This window comes from Streptomyces sp. NPDC007264, from assembly GCF_042869095.1.
Classification (GTDB): domain Bacteria; phylum Actinomycetota; class Actinomycetes; order Streptomycetales; family Streptomycetaceae; genus Streptomyces.
The window spans coordinates 28,300-48,830 of record NZ_JBIAFD010000021.1 but is presented as its reverse complement, the minus strand read 5'-3'; the positions used below and the strand labels follow the sequence as shown (position 1 = coordinate 48,830).

Here is a 20,531-nt window from a genome sequence, read left to right as displayed (position 1 = left end):
CGGCCCGACCTCGAACGAGTTACGTGACGCCCCGCCCGTGAGGTCGTTGCCAGATGCGAGGTTCCGGCCGCCGGTTCGAGAACGGGTGACTCGGACGACGCAAACGGACACTCCGAACCACGCGGTATTTCGCCCGCACGAGTAACGTATGGAGTTGATATGGGCGTTTTTGCACGGCTTTTCCGGCGGTCGAAGACAACCGAGGAGGCGCAGGAGGCGCGGTCCCCCGAGGCGGAGATGCCGCAGCCGACGGCCACCGCGACGGCGGAGGCCACGGACGCGGCCGCCGCGGGTACGGCGCAGGCCGAGCCCGGGTCGCGGCCCGCGGACGAGGAGACCGCACGGCCCACCGCCGACGAGGGCATCGGGATCCCCAAGCAGCAGTCCGCCAAGGATGTCGCCGACAGCGAGGCCGACGAGAGCGCCCGCACATGACGGCAGTCGCCAGGAAAGGTGCACCCATGGGCCTCATGGACAGGATGAAAGCCAAGCTCTCCCCCGCCAGGGAGAAGGCCGCACACCTCGCGGACCAGCACGGGGGCAAGGTGGAGCGGGGCCTGGACAAGGCCGCGAAGCTGGTCGACGAGAAGACCAAGGGCAAGTACAGCGAGAAGATCCACACGGGCGCCGACAAGGCGAAGCACGCGGTGGAGCGCCTCGGGCACCGGGACACCGGCACGACGGCCGGCGGGGAGACGCCGCCGGGCGGCACCCGGCCGCCCTCGTCCTGACCGCGTTCCGTCCTGACCGCGTTCAGTCCTGACCGCGTTCCGGACGGAAGGACACATCGGCGGACGGCCGCGGGGCACAGGGCCTCCCGGCCGTCGCCGTGGGCGGTGAGGCGGAGTGGGGTGTCCAGGGGCGCACGCCGCCATGCGGTGGGTGCGCCACGATGCGGTGACGGACGGCGCCCGGGTCCGCCACGGGGGCGTGGCGGGTCGGGCAGCCCCGCCTCCGGTCGGCTACGACCAGGCCGCCACCAGGTAGCCGACCCCGTACGGCGCGTCGTCGTACAGGAGCGAACCCGACAGGCCCGCGCCGCCGGCCGCCCCGGCGAGGACCTGCCAGGGCGCACGGCCGCCGGCCTTCAGCTCGTGGGCCAAGGACGCGTCCAGCGCCTTCAGGGCCGCCACGTCCGCCGCCCCCAGCGCCCGCGCGACCTGGGCGTCGAACCCGGCCGCGCGCTCGTCCAGGTAACCGGGCGCCTTCAGCGTGCGGCACGCGCTGGCGTCCCCCATGACCAGCAGCGCCACCCGTTCGTCCCGCCCGGCAAGGTCCGCTCCCGCCTCGGCGCAGCGCTCCGAAGGCAGGGACTCCGGGACCCCGAGCCCTTCGACGGGCGCATCGGCCCAGCCCGTCCGCTCCAGCAGCCACGCGGCGACGGCCAGCGACGGCGGCAGCTCGTCCCGCGCCGCCGCCGGGCCACCCGGACGCGCGCCCAGCCGTACGCCGCGGTCCACGCCGAAGCCGCGGAACGACCCCGCGGTCCCCTCCGGGTACCGGCGCGGCGCGCTCCCCTCGACGGGACCGACGACGACCAGCCGGTCGGGCCGTGCGGCGGCGAGCACGCCCAGGGCGTCGGCGCAGGCGGCGCGGGCGCCGTCCAGCTCGGGCGCGGCGCCGGCGGCGACCTCGGGAACCAGCAGCGGCGGACAGGGACAGACAGCGGCGGCGACAAGCATGATCCGCAGCGTAATCCCGTCGGGCGGCGGCAGGGTACGCCAGGACGCCCACGTCACTCCTCGATCCTCGATCCTCGATCGTCACGTCCGTGAGGTCGATGAGCGAGTCGATGAGCGTGAGGTGGCGTGTCAGTCGCAGCCGCACGCCCCGGCGGTGGCCGCCGGCAGCGGTTCGGGGGCCCCGATCCCGGGCAGCCCGAGCATGACACCGGCCGGCTTCGCGGCCTCCTCGGCGTTCCGCTTCGCCCAGGCGTCGCCGGCACGCGTCCGGCGCACCTCCAGGACGGGGCCCTCGGCGAGCAGGTGGTGCGGGGCGGCATACGTGACCTCGACCGTGACCACGTCCCCCGGGCGGACCTCCTCGTCCGGCTTGGTGAAGTGCACCAGGCGGTTGTCGGGGGCGCGGCCCGACAGGCGGTGGGTGGCGCCGTCCTTGCGGCCCTCGCCCTCGGCGACCATCAGCTCCAGGGTGCGGCCGACCTGCTTCTTGTTCTCCTCCCAGGAGATCTCCTCCTGGAGGGCGACGAGCCGCTCGTAGCGCGCCTGGACGACCTCCTTGGGGATCTGGCCGTCCATGGTGGCGGCCGGCGTGCCCGGCCGCTTGGAGTACTGGAAGGTGAACGCCTGCGCGAACCGCGCCTCGCGCACCACGTGCAGCGTCTGCTCGAAGTCCTCCTCGGTCTCCCCGGGGAAGCCGACGATGATGTCGGTGGTGATCGCGGCGTGCGGGATGGCGGCCCGCACCTTCTCGATGATCCCCAGGTAGCGCTCCTGGCGGTAGGAGCGGCGCATCGCCTTCAGGACCGTGTCCGAGCCGGACTGCAGCGGCATGTGCAGCTGCGGCATCACGTTCGGCGTCTCCGCCATGGCCGCGATGACGTCGTCGGTGAAGTCGCGCGGGTGCGGCGAGGTGAACCGCACGCGCTCCAGGCCCTCGATCGCCCCGCAGGCACGCAGCAGCTTGCTGAACGCCTCGCGGTCGCCGATGTCGGAGCCGTACGCGTTGACGTTCTGCCCGAGCAGGGTGATCTCGGAGACGCCCTCGGCGACCAGGGCCTCGACCTCGGCGAGGATGTCCCCGGGGCGGCGGTCCTTCTCCTTGCCGCGCAGGGCCGGGACGATGCAGAAGGTGCAGGTGTTGTTGCAGCCGACGGAGATCGACACCCAGGCCGCGTACGCGCTCTCGCGCCGCGTCGGCAGGGTCGAGGGGAACGCCTCGAGCGATTCGGCGATCTCGACCTGCGCCTCCTCCTGGACGCGGGCGCGTTCGAGCAGGACGGGGAGCTTGCCGATGTTGTGGGTACCGAAGACGACGTCCACCCAGGGCGCCTTCTTCACGATGGTCTCCCGGTCCTTCTGCGCCAGACAGCCGCCGACGGCGATCTGCATGCCCGGCCGCCGGGCCTTCTGCGGCGCGAGGCGGCCGAGGTTGCCGTAGAGCCGGTTGTCGGCGTTCTCCCGGACGGCGCAGGTGTTGAAGACGACGACGTCCGCGTCACCGTCCGCCCCCTCGGGCGCCCGCACGTATCCGGCCCCTTCGAGCAGCCCCGCCAATCGCTCGGAGTCGTGGACGTTCATCTGACACCCGTAGGTGCGGATCTCGTAGCTCTTGGGTGCTTCGACGTCCACTGCCGGGCTCCGGTCGCTGCTGCTGGTCATGGGTCAAGGGTAGGCGGTCGCGGGAACCCCCTGACCCACAGCAAGATCGCCACCCGTGCCGCCAGTTGACGGTGTCCCGGCGCACCGACGGGGCCGCCGGGTGCCCGCGACTCCCGGGCGAAGCGTTCGACCGGCCGGGCCGTCGGATCGATCGGGACCTCACGTCGGCTCACGTTCGCCCCCTCCGTCGACCCTGAACGATCGAGTCCGCGCCGGGCTCCCGGTGCGCCGGGGCGACGTGGCGCAGCTCACAACGGTTCGCGGATTGCGCAACTCTAAAGTACCGACATGGATCTTCATGTCGCCACGAAGTGGGAGACCGCGGTGCTCGCCGGAGGACCGGCCGACGGTCTGCGCACGCAGGTCGCGGGCCGGCCCGCGGTGCTGCAGGTCACCTATCCCTGCCGGGTGGACGCCCCGGCGGACGGTGTCCGGGTCGAGGCCCTGTACGTCTACCGGCGCCAGCTCGGCGCCCACAGCGAGCCCCTGACGTACGGCTTCGACAGCGCCAGCCCCTGAGCGGCGGGGCGCCGCGGGGCGAGGCCCTGTCGTTCGGATCACCCCGGCGTCACGGGGTCCGGCACGCACATCTGCGGGGTTGTCGTCGGTTGCCGACGCCCCGCGTCGGCGCCCTCCTCCGCCCTGCAACTGCACGCACTGGACGCCGCGAGCTTCCGGCAGACCTTCCCGGCCACAGCACCAGCCGTCCGGTCCCCTACGCGGCCGGCGGCCTCCAGCCCTGGCGGCGCAGGATCGCCGAGACGTCCGGGGCACGGTAGTGGTCGCCCTTGAGGATCTTGCCGTCGGGCCGGCGGGCGACCGTGCCGTCGGGGCCGATCTTGGTCATGTTGGCGCGGTGGATCTCGGCGATCACCGCGTCCAGGTCGATGCCGTGCACGAGGGCGGTGCCGTACGCCACGTACACGACGTCCGCGAGCTCGTGCGCCAGCCGGTCGAGCGGGCCGGTGACCGACACCTCGGCGACCTCCGCCGCCTCCTCGGCGAGCAACTCGCCGCGGTGCGCGGCCAGCTCCGGGGAGACCTCCGTCGGCACGGTCCGGACGTCGAGTCCGAAGGCGAGGTGGAATGCACGGACCAGCGACGCAGGAGAGGGGTGCATCAGGGGCATCCGGTGACCCTACCGCCACCCGCCCCCATCCCCCCGTCGTGCTCTCGTCGTCCTCTCGTCGTCCTCCTGTGCCCCCCGCCCTGGTCAGCGACGCGCGCCGCCTGGCAGGATCGCACGCATGGTCCAGGCACTCCTCCGTACCGGCCGGCGCCGCGCGCTGCTGGGCTCGGCGGCCGCGTGCGCGGTCGTCGGGCTGCTGCTGTGGTGGCTGCTGCCGCTCGACGAGGGGTCCCCGCGCGGCACGGTCACCTTCAGCACCGGCTCCCCGAGCGGCGTCTACCAGAAGTACGGCACCCTCCTGCAGGGCGCCATCGCCAAGGACATGCCCAGGCTGGACGTACGGCTGCTGAACAGCGACGGGTCGCAGGAGAACGTGCGGCGGGTGGCCACGGGGAAGGCGGACTTCACGATCGCGGCGGCCGACGCCGTGGAGGCGTACAAGCTGGAGCACAAGCCGGGCGCCGACCGGCTGCGCGGCTGCGCACGGCTGTACGACGACTATGTGCACCTGGTGGTGCCGCGCTCGTCCCCCGTGCAGTCCGTGGCGGACCTCAGGGGCCGCAAGGTCGCCATCGGGCCGGGCGGCTCGGGGGTACGGCTGATCGCGGAGCACGTGCTCATGGCGGCCGGGCTGGACCCGCACCAGGACGTCACGCCGGTGTCCGACGGCATCGGAGCCGTGCCCGGACTGATGGAGGGCCGTCGGATCGACGCGTTCTTCTGGTCGGGCGGGCTGCCCACCGGCGCGGTCACCGAACTGTCGAAACGCTTCCCGATCCGCCTGGTGCCGATCGGCAGCGACCTGGTGGCGAAGCTGCACGCGCAGGGGGGCGCCTCCCGCTACTACCGGGCCGCGGTGATGCCGGCCGACGCCTACCCGCAGGCCGAGCACGGCTCCTCCGTGCAGACCGTGGCGGTGGCCAACCTGCTGATGACCCGCGAGGACATGAACGCGGACCTCACCGAGAAACTCACCCGCACGGTGATCGACAGCCGCGACGGCATCGGGGCCCAGGTGCACGCGGCCCAACTGGTCGACCTGCGCACCGCGCTCTACACGGATCCGCTGGAACTGCACGAGGGCGCACGGCGGTACTACCGGTCGGTCAAGCCGTAGATCGGTCAAGCCGTAGATCCGTGCGTCGCGGTCCGCGGGAGCGTGACCGTCACCCTCAGCCCGTGCGGCTCGTGGTGCCCGTACGCGATCGATCCGCCGCCCGCCTCCAGCAGGGTGCGCGAGATGGACAGCCCGAGCCCCGAGCCCTTGATGTTCTGGTGTGCGGCACTGCGCCAGAAGCGGTCGCCGACACGCGCCAGTTCCTCGTCGCTCACTCCCGGGCCGCCGTCGGTGACCACGACCGTGGCGCTCTCCCCTGCCGCCGCCACCTCGACTGCGACGCTCTCGCCCGTGGGCGTGAACTTCACCGCGTTGTCGATGACCGCGTCCAGCGCGCTGGACAGGGTGACGGGGTCGGCCCAGGCGGTGGTGGCCGGGCAGTTCCCCGTGAGCCGTACGCCCTTGGCCTCCGCGGCCGGGCTCCAGGCCGCGACCCGCTCGGCGGCCAGCGCACCGATGTCGGTGATCCGGAGGTCCGCGTCGGCGTGCTCGGCGAGCGCCAGGTCGAGCAGGTCGTCGAGGACCTGGGCCAGGCGCTTGCCCTCGGTGCGGACCGAGGCGATCTCCTCGTTGCCCTCGGGCAGTTCCAGGGCGAGCAGCTCGATGCGCAACAGCAGCGCGGAGAGCGGATTGCGCAGCTGGTGGGAGGCGTCGGCGACGAAGGCGCGCTGCTGCTCCAGAACGCTCTCGACGTTGTCCGCCATCTCGTTGAACGAGCGGGCCAGGCGCCTGAGTTCCGGTGGCCCGCCGGCGGCCGCGACACGGGACTTGAGGCGCCCGGTCGCGATGTCGTGGGTCGTCGCGTCCAGGATGCGTACGGGCCTGAGCACCCAGCCGGTCAGGCGCAGCGCCGCACCGACGGCGAGCAGCATCGCGGCGATCTCGCCGGCTCCGATCAGCAGCCAGCCCCGCAGGGTCTTCGAGCGCATCTGCCCGGTGGGCGAGTCGGTCACGACGACGGCGACGACGTCGCCGTCGCGGATGACCGGGGAGGCGACCACGAGCCGGTCGCGCTGCCAGGGCCACACCTGTTCGGGGTCGTGGCTGCGGCGCCCCAGCAACGCCTCGTTGAACGCGTCGCGGCCCTCGCCCTCTTCGGGCAGGTACCAGTTCTCGGGCGCGTTGGCCATGGGCGTGTCGTCGCGGTAGAAGACGCCGGCCCGGATGCCGTACACGCCGTAGTACATGGCGAGCTCCTTGCGGAGGGTCTCGCCGCGCTCGTCCCGTTCACCCGTCCGGGAGCCGCTGGGCCGGTCGGTGACGAACTGCGCGAGGGCGGCGAAGCGCGCGGTGTCGTCGATGCGGTCGACGACGACCCGCTGCTGCTCGGCGGCCGCGAGGCTCACCGCCAGCGGCAGTCCGAGGGCGAGCAGCACGGCCGCCATCAGGACGATGAGCAGCGGAAGCAGACGTGCGCGCACCCGTGACCCGCTAGGCGGCAGGGGCGACGAGCCGGTAGCCGACGCCTCGCACGGTCTCGATCAGCGCGGGCATGCGCAGCTTGGAGCGCAGGGAGGCGACGTGCACCTCCAGGGTGCGCCCGGTCCCCTCCCAGCTGGTGCGCCACACCTCGCTGATGATCTGCTCGCGGCGGAACACCACGCCGGGGCGCTGGGCCAGCAGAGCCAGCAGATCGAACTCCTTGCGGGTCAGCTGGATCACCGCGCCGTCCACGCTGACCCTGCGGGTGGGCAGTTCGATGTGTACGGAGCCGAGGCGCAGCACGGTCTCGGCGGCACCGGTGTCGTCCGGGTGCGGGGTGCGCCGGCTGACGGCGTGGATGCGGGCGAGCAGTTCCCCGGTGTCGTACGGCTTGACGACGTAGTCGTCGGCGCCGAGGTTGAGGCCGTGGATACGGGAGCGCACGTCGGAACGCGCGGTGACCATGATCACGGGGGTGCTGGTGCGCTTGCGGATCTTGCCGCAGACCTCGTAGCCGTCCTGGTCGGGCAGGCCCAGGTCGAGCAGGACGACACCGAAGCCGGAGCCCTCGGGGACGAGCGCCTGAAGGGCCTCCTCGCCGCTGCGGGCATGGGTGACGTCGAAGCCGTGCCGGGCCAGCACGGCGGACAGGGCGGCCGCGACATGATTGTCGTCCTCGACGAGAAGCAGTCTCATGCCGGCCCCCTCCGGTTCCTCGGTCCTACCCGTTCCTGCGCCTTCCAGCCCGTAGAAGTCACGCCGATGAACAAGGACGACGTCAAGAGGGTTCGGGTTGCGGACGGCTTCCGTTACCCAGCCGGTACGCTCCCGGCCCGGGGCCGCTACGACCGGTGCCCGGCTGCTACCGGATTGTGATGCTCAGATCTCCCTCAGATGTAATGACGCTGGTCGTACGCCGAAACTACTGTCCTCCGAAACCGAGTGAGGACGGAGCCAGTCAGCAATGACCGAAGTATCGGTGGCCAAGGACTCGGTGGCCACGACCGACGAACTGGTCGTCCTGAAGAGCGTCAACAAGCACTTCGGCGCGTTGCACGTGCTCCAGGACATCGATCTGACCATCGCCCGCGGTGAGGTCGTCGTGGTCATCGGCCCCTCGGGGTCGGGGAAGTCCACGCTGTGCCGCACCATCAACCGCCTGGAGACCATCGACTCGGGCGAGATCCTCATCGACGGCAGGCCACTGCCCGAGGAGGGCAAGGCGCTGGCCCGGCTGCGCGCCGACGTCGGCATGGTCTTCCAGTCCTTCAACCTCTTCGCGCACAAGACGGTGCTCGAGAACGTGATGCTGGGACAGGTCAAGGTCCGCCGGACGGACAAGCGGGAGGCCGAGGAGAAGGCGCGCGGACTGCTCGACCGGGTGGGCGTCGGCACCCAGGCGGACAAGTACCCCGCCCAGCTCTCCGGTGGCCAGCAGCAGCGCGTCGCGATCGCCCGCGCGCTGGCGATGAACCCCAAGGTGATGCTCTTCGACGAGCCGACCTCGGCCCTGGACCCCGAGATGATCAACGAGGTCCTCGAGGTCATGCAGCAGCTCGCCCGGGACGGCATGACCATGGTCGTCGTCACCCATGAGATGGGCTTCGCCCGGTCCGCCGCCAACCGGGTGGTGTTCATGGCCGACGGCCGCATCCTCGAAGAGGCCGCTCCGGAGCAGTTCTTCAGCAACCCGCGCAGCGACCGCGCCAAGGACTTCCTGTCGAAGATCCTGCACCACTGAGCCCTTCCGCTCCTCGACCCTGGCGCGCCCCACGGCTCGCGCCACCCGCACCGCACCGCACCGCGCACCGCCCACCGGGCCGCGCCACCCGTCGCTCGTGACCGACGGTCCGCACCCCGCCACGGACAGTCGCAAACGCCCCTCCTTCCGGGCCCCGGCCGCCTTCCGGCTCCCCGGCCCGTAGCTCCTCACCAGGCAAAGGATGTTCACCATGAAGCTCCGCAAGATCACCGCGGCCACGGCCGCCGTGCTCGCCCTCGCCACCGCCGCCACGGCCTGCGGCTCCGACAACAAGAGCGACGGCGGTTCGTCCTCCGGGAACGGCGGCGGCAAGACGATCAAGGTCGGCATCAAGTTCGACCAGCCCGGCATCGGTCAGAAGACGCCGCAGGGATACGCCGGCTTCGACGTGGACGTCGCCACGTACATCGCCAAGCAGCTCGGCTACGACGCGGACCAGATCGAGTGGAAGGAGTCGAAGAGCGCCGACCGCGAGACCATGCTGCAGCGCGGCGACGTCGACTTCATCGCCGCGTCGTACTCGATCACTTCGGAGCGCCAGCAGAAGGTCGACTTCGCCGGCCCGTACCTGCTCGCCCACCAGGACGTGCTGCTGCGCGCCGCCGACACCGCCATCAAGTCGCCCTCGGACCTGAACTCGAAGAAGCTGTGTTCGGTGACGGGCTCGACCTCTGCGCAGAACGTCCACGACAAGCTCGCCCCGAAGGCCAACCTCCTGCAGTACCCCACGTACTCGGCTTGCCTGACGGGCCTGCAGAGCGGTGCCGTCGACGCCCTGACGACCGACGACTCGATCCTCGCCGGTTACGCCTCGCAGGCCGCCTTCAAGGGCAAGTTCAAGCTCGGCGGCTTCAAGATGACCAACGAGAACTACGGCATCGGCGTCAAGAAGGGCAGCGACCTCAAGGCGAAGATCAACAGCGCCCTGGAGAAGATGGTCTCGGACGGTTCGTGGAAGCAGGCCGTGGAGAAGAACTTCGGTCCCGCGAACTACAAGAACGAGCCCGCGCCGAAGATCGGCAACATCGTCCAGTAAACAGGGCCCGGTGGGAGCGCCGTCCTCGAAGGCGGCGCTCTCCGGCCTGTCCGACACGCGGGAGCGCGGGACCTCATGTTCGACTTTCTTGATCGCTACGACCTGCTGGGAGCGTTCTGGACGACGGTGCAGCTCACCGTCCTCTCCGCGATCGGCTCCCTGATCTGGGGCACCCTCCTGGCCGCCATGCGGGTCGGTCCGGTGCCGCTGATGCGCGGTTTCGGGGCCGCCTACGTGAACATCGTGCGGAACGTCCCGCTGACCGTGATCATCCTGTTCACCTCGCTCGGGCTCAACCAGACCCTGGGCGTCGGCAGCGGCTCGACCGACTTCGCGGCCCTCAACTTCAAGCTCGCCGCGCTCGGGCTGGTCGCCTACACCTCGGCGTTCGTGTGCGAGGCGCTGCGGGCAGGCATCAACACGGTGCCCGTCGGGCAGGCGGAGGCGGCCCGCGCGCTCGGGCTCGGCTTCACCCAGGTGCTCACGCTGGTGGTGCTGCCGCAGGCGTTCCGCTCGGTCGTGGGCCCGCTCGCGAACGTACTGATCGCGCTGACGAAGAACACCACGGTCGCGGCCGCCATCGGCGTCACGGAAGCGGCCCTGCTGATGAAGGAAATGATCGAGAACGAGGCCCAGCTGCTGCTGATCTCCGCGGTGATCGCCTTCGGATTCGTGTGTCTGACCCTGCCGACCGGCCTGATCCTCGGCTGGGTGGGCAAGAAGGTGGCGGTGAAGCGATGAGTTCCGTCCTGTACGACGCCCAGGGCCCCCGGGCCAGGCGGCGCAACGTCCTCTACACGGTGCTGTTCCTGCTCGGCACGGTCGCGCTCCTGTGGTGGGTGTTCAGCAGCCTCGAGGACAAGGGGCAGCTCGCCTGGGACAAGTGGAAGCCGTTCCTCGGCGGCACGGAGGCGTGGTCGACGTACATCTGGCCGGGTCTGCGCAACACCCTGGAGGCGGCGGCCCTGTCGATGGCCATCGCGCTTCCGCTCGGTGCGGTGCTGGGCATCGCCCGCCTCTCCGACCACGCCTGGGTGCGCGTACCGGTCACGATCGTGGTGGAGTTCTTCCGGGCCATCCCCGTGCTGGTCCTGATGATCTTCGGCCTCGCCCTGTTCGCCCAGTACACGAACGTCGGCTCGGACGACCGCCCGCTGTACGCCGTGATCACCGGACTCGTCCTGTACAACGCCTCGGTGCTCGCCGAGATCGTGCGGGCGGGCATCCTCTCGCTGCCGAAGGGCCAGTCCGAGGCCGCCCTGGCGACAGGTCTGCGCAAGAACCAGGTGATGCGGTTCATCCTGCTGCCTCAGGCGGTCACCGCGATGCTGCCGGCGATCGTCAGCCAGCTCGTGGTCATCGTCAAGGACACGGCGCTGGGCGGCGCGGTCCTCACCTTCCCCGAGTTGCTGGCCTCCGTCTCGCCGATGAGCTCGTACTACGGCGCCAACACCATCGCCAGCTTCACGATCGTGGCGCTCGTCTACATCGTCATCAACTTCTCCCTGACGACGTTCGCCGGCTGGCTGGAGAAGCGGCTGCGGCGCGGCAAGAGGTCGTCGGGGGCGGTGCTGCCCCCGGCGGCGGTCGCCGGGACGGAGTCGACCGGAACCGCGGCCTCCCTGACCGTGTGAGGGATCCCGTTCCTCCTGCTCCACGAGGGGCAGTGGCATGATCGCCACTGCCCCTCGTCGCTTGACGCAAGCACCGGCAGTGGGTTGCATACGTTCTGTGATCGTGCACCTCGCTCCGACTGCCCGTTTCCGTACGTCTCCCAGCACACCGCTCAGGGCAGGGGGCGCCACGCCGTGGATCCGGTGATCATCGTCGGAGCGGGGCCGGTCGGACTCGCGCTCGCGCTCGCGCTCGCGCGCCAGGAGGTCCCGTCCGTGGTCCTCGACGAGGGTTCGGGCAACGACGAGCATCGCGCCGCGCGCACCGTCGTGCTGCGCGAGGAGACCACCGCGCTGATGGAACGGCTGACCGGCATGCCGCTCGCCGCCGCCGGACTGCGCTGGAGCGGATGGCGGTCGATGCGGCGCAAGCAGGTGATGCGGGAGGTCGCCTTCGAGCCGGCCGGCGCCGGCGACGAGCCCGGCGGCGGGTACACGGGTGGCTACGGCGGCGGATTCGCAAGCGGACACGGCGGTGCCCCGGCACGGGGTGCCGAGGGCCCGAGGGCGGCGGACACGGAGCCCGGCGCCTCCGGCGGGCCGGCCCCGCTGCACATCGCCCAGCACGTGCTCACCGGCGCCCTGCGCCACGCCATCGCCGGCCAACGGCTGGTCAGGCTCGCCGCGGAGAGCCGGCTGGACTCCCTCGAGCAGGATCCGTCGGGCGTCACCGCGCACACACGCGGCCCCCGGGGCACGTGGTGGCGCGGCAGTTTCCTGGTCGGCTGCGACGGCCCGCGCTCGACCGTGCGCAAGCTGGTCGACATCCGCTTCCCGGGCCGCACGGCCGTGGAACGCCATGCCGTGGCGGCCCTGCGCACCGAACTGCCGTGGACCGGCGAGGCGCTGCTGCATCGCATGCCGCCGTGGCGGACCTCGGGCCCCTCGGGCGGGGAGGTGACGGCCCGTCCCCTGCCCGACGGTGTGTGGCGCCTGGACTGGCTGCTGCCGCCCGGCAAGGACCTGGTCACACCGGAACTGCTGGTGACCCTGGTCCGGGAGACCCTCACGGGCTGGAACGGAGGCACCACCCCCGCCTACGACCTGCTCGACACCGGCGTCCACATCGTGCATCACCGGCTCGCCCGCCGCTGGCGCGCCGACCGTGTCTTCCTCGCCGGGGACGCCGCGCATCTGCTCGGCGCACTCGGCACACAGGGCCTGGACGAGGGCCTCAGGGACGTCGACAACCTCGCCTGGAAACTGGCGCTGGCCTGGCACCACGGGCCGCGCGAGGCACTGCTCGACAGCTACCAGGCGGAGCGCCGCGCGGTGGTCGCGGCCCGGCTGCGCGCCGCCGACCAGGCGCTGCCGCTGCTGCGTGGCGCGGGGGGACTGCGGGCGTACGTGCCGGGATCCGCTCGTGGCCATGACGCGCTCCTCGCGGACGGCCACTTGGGGCGCGGCGCGCTGGGCACACCGGGGTCGTACGCCGGCTCACCGCTCATGCCCCCGGGCGGCGGGTCCACGACGCCGGTGGACACCGAGCCCGGAGCGCAGGTCGTGGACGTACGGGTGACGGCGGAGGACGGCTCCTTCGTACGGCTGCGGGACCGGCTGGGGCGTGGAGCGCTGCTGGTGGTGCTGATCGCGCCCGGCACCGGCGTCTGGGAGCGCAAGCACTGGGTGTCGGCCGGAATCATGCCCAGGCTGGCGGCGGCGGTGACGGCCCTGCCGCACACCGCCGAACTGCTGGTCGCCGAGGGCTACCCCGGCGCGGCCGCCCACACCGTGCTGCTGATCCGCCCGGACGGTCACCTGGTCACGGCGCTGAGCGGGGTGCGCCCGGCCGAGCTGTACGAGGCGGCGGAGGCGGCGCTGGGCGGCCCGGCGAAGGCGCAGGCCGCCGCGAACGCGGGCTGAGGAGCATGCCCGGACCCGGCGGACCGGCAGTGGCGTCCACCCCCGAAGGCCCCCTGGGCATCGACGAGTTGCTGGAGCGAGTCCGCGAGGGCCTCGACCGGGTGGGGGCCGCGGAGGCCTACGAGGCCGCGCGGGCGGGCGAGGCCCTGCTCGTGGACATCCGGTATGCGGCCCTGCGCGACCGTGACGGACTGATCCCGGGGGCCCTCGTCATCGAGCGCAACGAGTTGGAGTGGCGCCTCGACCCCCGGGGCAGCCACCGGGTCCCCGAGGCCACGAGCCACGACCTGCGGGTGGTCGTCGTCTGCAACGAGGGCTATGCCTCCAGCCTGGCCGCCGCCTCCCTGCGGACGCTGGGCCTGCGCCGGGCCACGGACCTGGTGGGCGGCTTCCAGGCATGGAGAGCGGCGGGGCTGCCGGTGACGCTGTAGGGCCCCTGCTTACTCCATGCCGGCGCCGACGTCCGGCGAGGTCTGCTGAGGCTCCATCTGCTGCTCGGGCATCTGCTGCTCCGGCTGCTGCTCGGTCTGCTGGGGCTCCATCTGTTGCTCGGGCTGTTGCTGCTCGGGCTGCTGCTGTAGCTGCTGTTGCTGCTGCTCGGGCATCTGCTGTTGCTGCTCGGGCATCTGCTGTTGCTGTTCCTGCTGCTGTTGCTCGGGCATCTGCTGTTGCTGTTGCTGTTGCTGTTCCTGCTGCTGTTGCTGCCGCTCGGGCATCTGCTGTTGCTGTTCCTGCTGCTGTTGCTGCTGCTGTTGCTGCGGGGTCAGCTGCTGCAGCCGCAGCCGCTCCTGGCGCTGAATCACATTGATGCCCGGCAGGTTGTTCACGAAGAAAGGCCGGGGGTAATACCGGGGCGTGACCACCCGAATGACGACCGGAACATAAATGAACCGACCGTCTATGTAATGGCGCCTGTGGTGGATCCGGTAACAGATGATCACCCGCGGATCGTGATAGGTCCGGTAGCAGCGGAGCAGACTCGGTGTCAGTTCGGGCTTCTGCGGTGAGGCTGAAGCGGACGTGGCGGATATTCCCAGTGCCCCGGCGACCAAGGAGGAGGCTGCCACTGCGACACCTACGCTCCGGAAGAGCCTCTTGCTCATGTTTCCTCACCTCAAGCCTCGGAGTGGGCTGGACCATTCCCGATGGGGGCACCGGCACAGAAAGCACCGGCACCTCCTCGTTCAAGGGTCGGCCCCTGCCATTCCGCCCGACAAGAGGCAGAAACAACCGACGGCGTGGGAAGAAATACCCCTTGTCCACCGCTCGTCCAGATGCAAAGGCTTTATGCCGCCGCCCGTGAAGCAGCCGAGCCCTGAACGCGATCGGCGCCCCCGCGCGTCCACCGTGTCCAGGGCCCGCGTTCAACCGGAGCACGCCGGGGCAACCCCGCCGCTTCAGAAGCCCCCCTCGTCCAGCCCTTCCGTGTCCTCGCCCTCGGCCTCCAGCGCCTGGCGGACCACCCTGAGTGCCAAGCCCTCGGAGTAGCCCTTGCGGGCGAGCATCCCCGCGAGGCGCCGCACTCGTCTGTCGCGGTCGAGACCTCGCGTGGCGTGCAGCTTGCGGGCCACGAGTTCGCGCGCCGTGGCCTCCTCCTGCTCCGCGTCGAGCTGCCCCACCGCCTCGTCGATGAGCGCGGAATCCACGCCTTTCGTCCTCAGCTCCCGCGCGAGCGCGCGGCGGGCCAGGCCCCGGCCGTGGTGCCGGGACTCCACCCAGGCGTCCGCGAACGCGCCGTCGTCGATCAGGCCGACCTCCTCGAACCGCGACAGCACCTCGTCCGCCACGTCCTCGGGGACCTCATGCTTGCGCAGGGCGTCCGCCAGTTGTCTCCGCGTGCGCGGGGTCCCGGTGAGCAGGCGCAGACAGATCGCCCGCGCCCGCTCAGCCGGGTCCCCTGGGGGTTCACCCTTCTCGGCCCTCGACGAGAAAGAGGAACCTCCATCCTGTGGGCCGCCGGCCGGTCCCCCGACCCCGCGCCGCCGCCCTCGTCCGCGTCCCCCGCGTGCACGGCCGTCGCCCCGCGACGTGCCCTCCTCGTACGCGCCCCCGTCGCCGTCCCCGACGGACCCCCCGGCCTCCCCACCGCCCTGCTCCTGCGGGACCGCGGGGTGGATGTACTCCGCCCAGTCGGTTCGTCGTGCCATGGGCTAGCTCTTGGCCGACGGCGCCTTGGACCTGGCCGTCTTGGCCGCCGGGGCGGACACCGTCTTTGCGGCCTCTCCGGCCGCGGGCGCCGCGCTCGCCGCGTCCGCACCCGGCTCGGCGGCGGGCTCCTCGGGACGCACGCCGACGCCCAGCTTCTCCTTGATCTTCTTCTCGATCTCGTTGGCCAGGTCGGGGTTGTCCTTCAGGAAGTTGCGCGCGTTCTCCTTGCCCTGGCCGAGCTGGTCGCCCTCGTACGTGTACCAGGCGCCGGCCTTGCGGACGAAGCCGTGCTCGACGCCCATGTCGATCAGGCCGCCCTCACGGCTGATGCCCTGCCCGTAGAGGATGTCGAACTCGGCCTGCTTGAAGGGCGGCGCGACCTTGTTCTTGACGACCTTGCAGCGGGTGCGGTTGCCGACCGCCTCCGTGCCGTCCTTCAGGGTCTCGATGCGGCGGATGTCGATGCGCACCGAGGCGTAGAACTTCAGCGCCCGGCCACCGGTCGTGGTCTCCGGCGAGCCGAACATCACACCGATCTTCTCGCGGAGCTGGTTGATGAAGATCGCCGTGGTCTTCGACTGGTTGAGCGCGCTGGTGATCTTCCGGAGGGCCTGGCTCATCAGGCGGGCCTGCAGACCGACGTGGCTGTCGCCCATCTCGCCCTCGATCTCCGCGCGCGGGACGAGCGCGGCGACGGAGTCGATGACGATGAGGTCGAGGGCACCGGAGCGGACCAGCATGTCCACGATCTCCAGGGCCTGCTCGCCGTTGTCGGGCTGGGAGAGGATCAGGTTGTCGATGTCGACGCCCAGCTTGCGCGCGTACTCGGGGTCGAGGGCGTGCTCGGCGTCCACGAAGGCCACCTGGCCGCCGGCCTTCTGCGCGTTGGCCACGGCGTGCAGGGTCAGGGTCGTCTTGCCGGAGGACTCCGGGCCGTAGATCTCCACGACACGGCCGCGCGGCAGGCCGCCGACGCCGAGAGCCACGTCGAGCGCGGTCGACCCGGTCGGGATGACCTCGATGGGCTCCCTCGACCGCTCGCCCATGCGCATGACCGCGCCCTTGCCGAACTGCCGTTCAATCTGTGCGAGGGCGGCGTCGAGGGCCTTCTCGCGGTCGGTTCCTGCCATGGGTTCCACCCGGTTTGCTTGAGTCGATCGCTTCACGTCAAAGACGCTAACGCCTGCCACTGACAATGCGCCCCGACGCCCGTCCGGCCTGTGGACAACTTGGGCACTTGTCCGCGAAAACGTGTCGAAATCCCCACCCTTGGCCTCGCCGGAGCTTCCATAAGAATGGATGTTCGATTTTTATGTCAAGCGCGCCGGCGCCGTGAGCGCGGTCGCGGCGTTCGCGATCCGTGACGGCTCGCGCGAGGGACTACTCCCCGCGGTGTACGAGCGGTGTCTTCGGCCGGAGGACGACCGCACGGGCCGCTCTCGCGAGGCTTGGCCCCATGGATCACGAGACGACCACCCGGACCGGCCGTGCGCCCGCCCCCGCCGACACCGACACCGACGCCGACCACCCGCCCGTACCGGAGCCGGTGACGCCGGACACCGGCGGCCGGCTCCCGCCGCCCGTCGTCCCGCCCGTCGCCGGACGCGCCGGCCCGGCCGGGCCGGCCGCCGCCGTGGGCGCTGCCCCGCTGCGGCAGAGGGCGAGGGCCTGATGGACGGGTCCCCCGCCTCCGTCACCTCGGAACGGCCTCCGCTCAGCCCGACGGGCAGGAGGCCCCGGGCGCGCGCCGTCGAGCGGCTCTGCCACGCGACCGGCGCCCTCCTGGTCCTGTCCGGGCTGCTGCATCTGATCGTCTTCGTCGTCGACGGCGGCCCCTGGAACGGCCCGGTGTCCTGGCGCAAGCCCGTCACCTTCGGGCTCTCCTTCGGGCTGACGCTGAGCGCGGTCGCCTGGGTGACGTCGTACCTGCGCGTCGGCGCGCGGGCACGGACCGTCCTGCTCGTCGTGTTCGCCGCCGACTGCGTCGTGGAGGTTGCCGGGATCACCCTCCAGGCGTGGCGCCATGTGCCCTCGCACCTCAACACGGGGACGCCCTTCGACACCGCGGTCGCGATGACCCTGGCGCTGGGCGGCGGTGTCCTGGTCGTCGTGCTCTCGGCGTTCGCCGCCGCCGCCTTCCGGCACCGGCCCGACGGGCCCCCGGGCATGGCGCCCGCCGTGCGCTCCGGATTCGCGATCCTGCTCGTCGGGCTGCTGTCGGGGGCCGCGATGATCGCACGCGGGGTCCTGCTCTCCCGCGCCGGGCACCAGCAGGCGGCGTACCACTCCACGGCGCCGCTCAAGCCGCTGCACGGGGTGAGTCTGCACGCCGTGCTCGTGCTGCCCGCCCTGGCCTGGCTGCTGGCGCGCACCTCCTGGAGCGACGCCACGAAGCAGCGGATCGTGTACGGGGCGGTCGGCGGCTACGCGGCCGCCGTGGTCGGCGCCGCGATCCTGGCGGCCCTCACCTGGTGAGGGAGGCTCCCGGACGCCGCCTCAGCCGGGAAACAGCCGCCGCAGGCGCGCGGTGAGCCTTCCGGGGGTGCCCGTCCGGTGCCCGTGGACACGGGGGTCGTCCGTGACGTCGTACCGCTTCACGTACGCCCCCAGGAACGCCTGAAGGGTGGCGACCGCGGGGATCGCGACCAGCGCGCCGACCGCCCCGAGGAGGGCCGTGCCCGCGATGACCGACCCGAAGGCGACCGCGGGATGGATGTCCACGGACCGCGCGGTCAGCTTGGGCTGCAGCATGTAGTTCTCGAACTGCTGGTAGATCACGACGAAGACGAGCACCCACACCGCGTACCAGGGCGCCACGGTGAAGGCGATCAGCATGGGCAGCGCGCCCGCCAGGTAGGTCCCGATGGTGGGGATGAACTGCGAGACCAGGCCGACCCAGACGGCGAGCACGGGCGCGTACGGGATGTCCAGCGACGCCAGCAGGACGTAGTGCGCCACGCCGGAGATCAGCGCCATCAGTCCGCGCGAGTAGAGGTAGCCGCCCGTCTTGTCCACGGCGATCTCCCAGGCGCGCAGCACCTCGCTCTGGCGGGCGGGCGGCAGTACGGAGCACAGCGCCCGCCGCAGCCGCGGCCCGTCGGCGGCGAAGTAGAACGAGAACAGCGCGACCGTCAGCAGCCGGAAGAGGCCGCCCAGCACCTGCGCGGAGACGTCCAGGACACCGGTGGCGCTGTTCTGGACGTACTTCTTGAGCCAGTCGGAGTGGATCAGGCTGTCCTGCACGTCCACCCGTCTGAGTTCGGTGTGGAACGTCGTGTTGATCCCGTTGATGACGGAGTCGAGATAGTCCGGGAAGCCCTCGACCATCTTGATGATCTGGCCCGCGAGCATCGAGCCGAGCAGCGTGACGAACCCGGCGACGACGATCATCAGGCCGAGGAAGACCAGGAAGGTGGCCAGCCCGCGGCGCATGCCCCGGGCGGCCATCCAGCTCACCGCGGGCTCGATGGCCAGGGCCAGGAAGAACGCGATGAGGACGTTGATCAGCAGGCCCGTGAGCTGGTGGAACGCCCAGCTGCCCAGCTGGAACGCGGCGATGAGGGCGAGGGCCAGCACCATGGCGCGCGGCAGCCAGCGCGGCATGCGGGCGCCCGCCGCGGCGCGCGCGTCCGCCGGAGGGCGGGCGGGCGGTGTCGTGCCGGGCGGCGATTCCTGCCGGGGGACCTGCGAGGTCTCGTCTGTCGGGGCCACGGGGCAAGTCTCACCCACGTCGACGGCATCCGGGAGCGCCTGGGGATCTTCTCGGCTCTTCAGCGCTTCTCCTGCGGAACGTCCACGGCCGTGCACACCGCGCGCCACACGTCCTTGGCCTCCCAGCCGGCGGCCAGCGCCTCACGCACCGTGCGCCCGCCGAGCTCCGCCATCACGTGATCGCGCGCGAAGGTGTCGGCGTACGCCTCACCGAAGTGATCCGCCATCCGCTGCCAGAAGACCGTCAACCGCATGACCCCAGTATCCCGCCCCTGAGAGTGGGCCCGAGGCGGTACCGCTTGCCGGGAAGCCTTTTCGTCCTACGGTCTGATCCATGGCCGAATCCGGAGCACCCCCACTCCCCGCCGCGCCCCCCGCGCGCTCCCCGCTCTCCCGCGCCGAGCAGTTCGTCTGGCTCACCGCACGTGTGCTCGAACAACACCGCTTCGCCTACCACTTCCTGGGCGGCGGCGCCGACCCCGTCGAGGCCGCGCTGGCCGCCTACCGCACCGCGGACGAGGGGTACGGTCACGCCCTCGAACCCGATCTGCGCGGCCCGGTCAGCCAGCCCCTGCACGCCGCGCACGCACTGCGCGTGCTGGACTCGATCGGGCGCTGCGGCGGACAGCGGGTGGAACGCGTGTGCCGCTACCTGACCGCCGTGTCGACGCCGGACGGCGCCCTGCCGGCGATCCGTCCCAGCCAGCGCGGCTACCCGGCGGCCCCCTTCGTGCCGATCGTCGACGATCCGCCGAGCGACCTCCTCGCGACCGGGCCCGTGGTGGGCCTGCTGCACCGCAACGAGGTGTGGCACGCGTGGCTGTTCCGGGCCACGGACTTCTGCTGGCAGGCGGTCGAGTCCCTGGAGACGTCGCACCCGTACGAGATCGAGGCGGCCGTGGCGTTCCTGGACTCGGTGCCCGACCGTCCCCGTGCGGAGGCGGCCGCCGCCCGGCTCGGCCGCCTGGTGCGCGAACAGCGGCTCGCCGTCCTGGATCCGGACCGCCCCGAGGCGTTTCCGGTCGCGCCCGGGTACGCGCCGGGCGAGCACCACTTCCCGTACCACTTCGCGCCCACGCCCGAATCCCTCGCGCGTGCGTGGTTCACCGAGGAGGAGATGGCGCGGGCCCTGGACTTCCTCACGGCCGAACAGCGCGAGGACGGGGGCTGGCCCGTCAACTGGCGCCAGTGGGCCCCGGGCACGGCCCTGGAGTGCCGCCCTGTCGTGACCATCGAGGCGCTGCGCACGCTCCGGGCGTACGGAAGGGCCATCGGCTGACCCGACGGCCCCGCGCGGCTCACACGCGCCGGTGGTCCCCGTCGGCATCC

Annotated in this window: 23 protein-coding genes; 13 read left to right on the top strand and 10 right to left on the bottom strand. The window is 71.6% G+C overall.

Annotated features, from left to right (window positions below):
* The first annotated feature begins 159 nt into the window (after positions 1–159).
* A complete protein-coding gene (locus ACFYMU_RS28845; protein WP_388379155.1) occupies positions 160–435 on the top strand; it encodes a hypothetical protein in 276 nt (91 codons plus the stop codon).
* 26 nt (positions 436–461) lie between these two features.
* On the top strand, positions 462–731 hold the full coding sequence (locus tag ACFYMU_RS28840; RefSeq protein WP_388379153.1) for an antitoxin: 270 nt from the start codon (positions 462–464) through the stop codon (positions 729–731).
* A gap of 231 nt (positions 732–962) precedes the next feature.
* Here ACFYMU_RS28840 and ACFYMU_RS28835 read toward each other — a convergent pair whose 3' ends face one another.
* On the bottom strand, positions 963–1,682 hold the full coding sequence (locus ACFYMU_RS28835; RefSeq protein WP_388379151.1) for a class III extradiol dioxygenase subunit B-like domain-containing protein: 720 nt from the start codon (positions 1,680–1,682) through the stop codon (positions 963–965).
* A gap of 129 nt (positions 1,683–1,811) precedes the next feature.
* On the bottom strand, positions 1,812–3,341 hold the full coding sequence (gene miaB / locus ACFYMU_RS28830) for a tRNA (N6-isopentenyl adenosine(37)-C2)-methylthiotransferase MiaB (RefSeq protein WP_388379148.1): 1,530 nt from the start codon (positions 3,339–3,341) through the stop codon (positions 1,812–1,814).
* A gap of 288 nt (positions 3,342–3,629) precedes the next feature.
* Here miaB and ACFYMU_RS28825 point away from each other — a divergent pair, with 288 nt between their 5' ends.
* Positions 3,630–3,860: a hypothetical protein gene (locus tag ACFYMU_RS28825; protein ID WP_388379145.1), complete on the top strand. Its 231-nt coding sequence runs from the start codon at positions 3,630–3,632 to the stop codon at positions 3,858–3,860.
* Positions 3,861–4,056: 196 nt separating this feature from the next.
* Here the strand turns inward: ACFYMU_RS28825 and ACFYMU_RS28820 are convergent, their stop codons facing one another.
* Positions 4,057–4,461, bottom strand: a complete 405-nt coding sequence (locus ACFYMU_RS28820) for a MazG nucleotide pyrophosphohydrolase domain-containing protein (RefSeq protein WP_388379325.1) — start codon at positions 4,459–4,461, stop codon at positions 4,057–4,059.
* Positions 4,462–4,588: 127 nt separating this feature from the next.
* Here ACFYMU_RS28820 and ACFYMU_RS28815 point away from each other — a divergent pair, with 127 nt between their 5' ends.
* The gene (locus tag ACFYMU_RS28815) at positions 4,589–5,587 is read left to right on the top strand and encodes a TAXI family TRAP transporter solute-binding subunit (RefSeq protein ID WP_388379142.1); all 999 of its coding nucleotides are present in this window, start codon (positions 4,589–4,591) and stop codon (positions 5,585–5,587) included.
* A gap of 5 nt (positions 5,588–5,592) precedes the next feature.
* Here ACFYMU_RS28815 and ACFYMU_RS28810 read toward each other — a convergent pair whose 3' ends face one another.
* Together ACFYMU_RS28810 and ACFYMU_RS28805 are read right to left on the bottom strand one after the other, a co-directional pair.
* Complete coding sequence (locus ACFYMU_RS28810; RefSeq protein WP_388379139.1) at positions 5,593–7,008, bottom strand: ATP-binding protein; 1,416 nt, start codon at positions 7,006–7,008, stop codon at positions 5,593–5,595.
* A gap of 10 nt (positions 7,009–7,018) precedes the next feature.
* The gene (locus tag ACFYMU_RS28805; protein WP_388379136.1) at positions 7,019–7,705 is read right to left on the bottom strand and encodes a response regulator transcription factor; all 687 of its coding nucleotides are present in this window, start codon (positions 7,703–7,705) and stop codon (positions 7,019–7,021) included.
* A gap of 268 nt (positions 7,706–7,973) precedes the next feature.
* On the opposite strand from ACFYMU_RS28805, the gene ACFYMU_RS28800 reads away from it, so the two are divergent.
* The 6 genes from ACFYMU_RS28800 (at position 7,974) to ACFYMU_RS28775 (ending at position 13,774) form a co-directional block, all read left to right on the top strand.
* The gene (locus ACFYMU_RS28800) at positions 7,974–8,750 is read left to right on the top strand and encodes an amino acid ABC transporter ATP-binding protein (RefSeq protein ID WP_388379133.1); all 777 of its coding nucleotides are present in this window, start codon (positions 7,974–7,976) and stop codon (positions 8,748–8,750) included.
* Positions 8,751–8,961: 211 nt separating this feature from the next.
* A complete protein-coding gene (locus ACFYMU_RS28795; protein ID WP_388379130.1) occupies positions 8,962–9,807 on the top strand; it encodes a glutamate ABC transporter substrate-binding protein in 846 nt (281 codons plus the stop codon).
* Between the two features lie 75 nt (positions 9,808–9,882).
* The gene (locus tag ACFYMU_RS28790) at positions 9,883–10,548 is read left to right on the top strand and encodes an amino acid ABC transporter permease (protein WP_388379127.1); all 666 of its coding nucleotides are present in this window, start codon (positions 9,883–9,885) and stop codon (positions 10,546–10,548) included.
* On the top strand, positions 10,545–11,441 hold the full coding sequence (locus ACFYMU_RS28785; RefSeq protein WP_388379124.1) for an amino acid ABC transporter permease: 897 nt from the start codon (positions 10,545–10,547) through the stop codon (positions 11,439–11,441). Before ACFYMU_RS28790 ends, ACFYMU_RS28785 begins: the two co-directional genes overlap by 4 nt.
* 174 nt (positions 11,442–11,615) lie before the next feature.
* Positions 11,616–13,343 carry an FAD-dependent monooxygenase gene (locus ACFYMU_RS28780; RefSeq protein ID WP_388379121.1) on the top strand — a complete coding sequence of 576 codons (1,728 nt, stop codon included), beginning with the start codon at positions 11,616–11,618 and terminating at the stop codon, positions 13,341–13,343.
* A gap of 5 nt (positions 13,344–13,348) precedes the next feature.
* Positions 13,349–13,774 (top strand): rhodanese-like domain-containing protein, encoded by a 426-nt coding sequence (locus ACFYMU_RS28775; protein ID WP_388379119.1) that lies wholly within the window; start codon positions 13,349–13,351, stop codon positions 13,772–13,774.
* Positions 13,775–13,783: 9 nt separating this feature from the next.
* Here ACFYMU_RS28775 and ACFYMU_RS28770 read toward each other — a convergent pair whose 3' ends face one another.
* The 3 genes from ACFYMU_RS28770 to recA all read right to left on the bottom strand — a co-directional run bounded on the left by ACFYMU_RS28770 (position 13,784) and on the right by recA (position 16,621).
* Entirely contained in the window at positions 13,784–14,446 is a 663-nt protein-coding gene (locus tag ACFYMU_RS28770) for a hypothetical protein (protein ID WP_388379116.1), read from the bottom strand.
* Positions 14,447–14,740: 294 nt separating this feature from the next.
* A complete protein-coding gene (gene recX / locus ACFYMU_RS28765) occupies positions 14,741–15,490 on the bottom strand; it encodes a recombination regulator RecX (protein ID WP_388379114.1) in 750 nt (249 codons plus the stop codon).
* Positions 15,491–15,493: 3 nt separating this feature from the next.
* Positions 15,494–16,621, bottom strand: coding sequence for a recombinase RecA (gene recA / locus ACFYMU_RS28760; RefSeq protein ID WP_388379112.1), 1,128 nt, complete (start codon positions 16,619–16,621; stop codon positions 15,494–15,496).
* Positions 16,622–16,947: 326 nt separating this feature from the next.
* Here recA and ACFYMU_RS28755 point away from each other — a divergent pair, with 326 nt between their 5' ends.
* The gene (locus ACFYMU_RS28755) at positions 16,948–17,163 is read left to right on the top strand and encodes a hypothetical protein (protein ID WP_388379110.1); all 216 of its coding nucleotides are present in this window, start codon (positions 16,948–16,950) and stop codon (positions 17,161–17,163) included.
* The gene (locus ACFYMU_RS28750; protein ID WP_388379109.1) at positions 17,163–17,966 is read left to right on the top strand and encodes a hypothetical protein; all 804 of its coding nucleotides are present in this window, start codon (positions 17,163–17,165) and stop codon (positions 17,964–17,966) included. The genes ACFYMU_RS28755 and ACFYMU_RS28750 overlap by 1 nt, the downstream gene beginning before the upstream one ends.
* A 21-nt stretch (positions 17,967–17,987) precedes the next feature.
* Here the strand turns inward: ACFYMU_RS28750 and ACFYMU_RS28745 are convergent, their stop codons facing one another.
* Positions 17,988–19,202 carry an AI-2E family transporter gene (locus tag ACFYMU_RS28745; RefSeq protein WP_388379106.1) on the bottom strand — a complete coding sequence of 405 codons (1,215 nt, stop codon included), beginning with the start codon at positions 19,200–19,202 and terminating at the stop codon, positions 17,988–17,990.
* 59 nt (positions 19,203–19,261) lie between these two features.
* Positions 19,262–19,456 carry a DUF3046 domain-containing protein gene (locus ACFYMU_RS28740; protein ID WP_388379104.1) on the bottom strand — a complete coding sequence of 65 codons (195 nt, stop codon included), beginning with the start codon at positions 19,454–19,456 and terminating at the stop codon, positions 19,262–19,264.
* A gap of 80 nt (positions 19,457–19,536) precedes the next feature.
* Here ACFYMU_RS28740 and ACFYMU_RS28735 point away from each other — a divergent pair, with 80 nt between their 5' ends.
* Complete coding sequence (locus ACFYMU_RS28735; RefSeq protein ID WP_388379101.1) at positions 19,537–20,481, top strand: hypothetical protein; 945 nt, start codon at positions 19,537–19,539, stop codon at positions 20,479–20,481.
* The last annotated feature ends 50 nt before the right edge of the window (positions 20,482–20,531 follow it).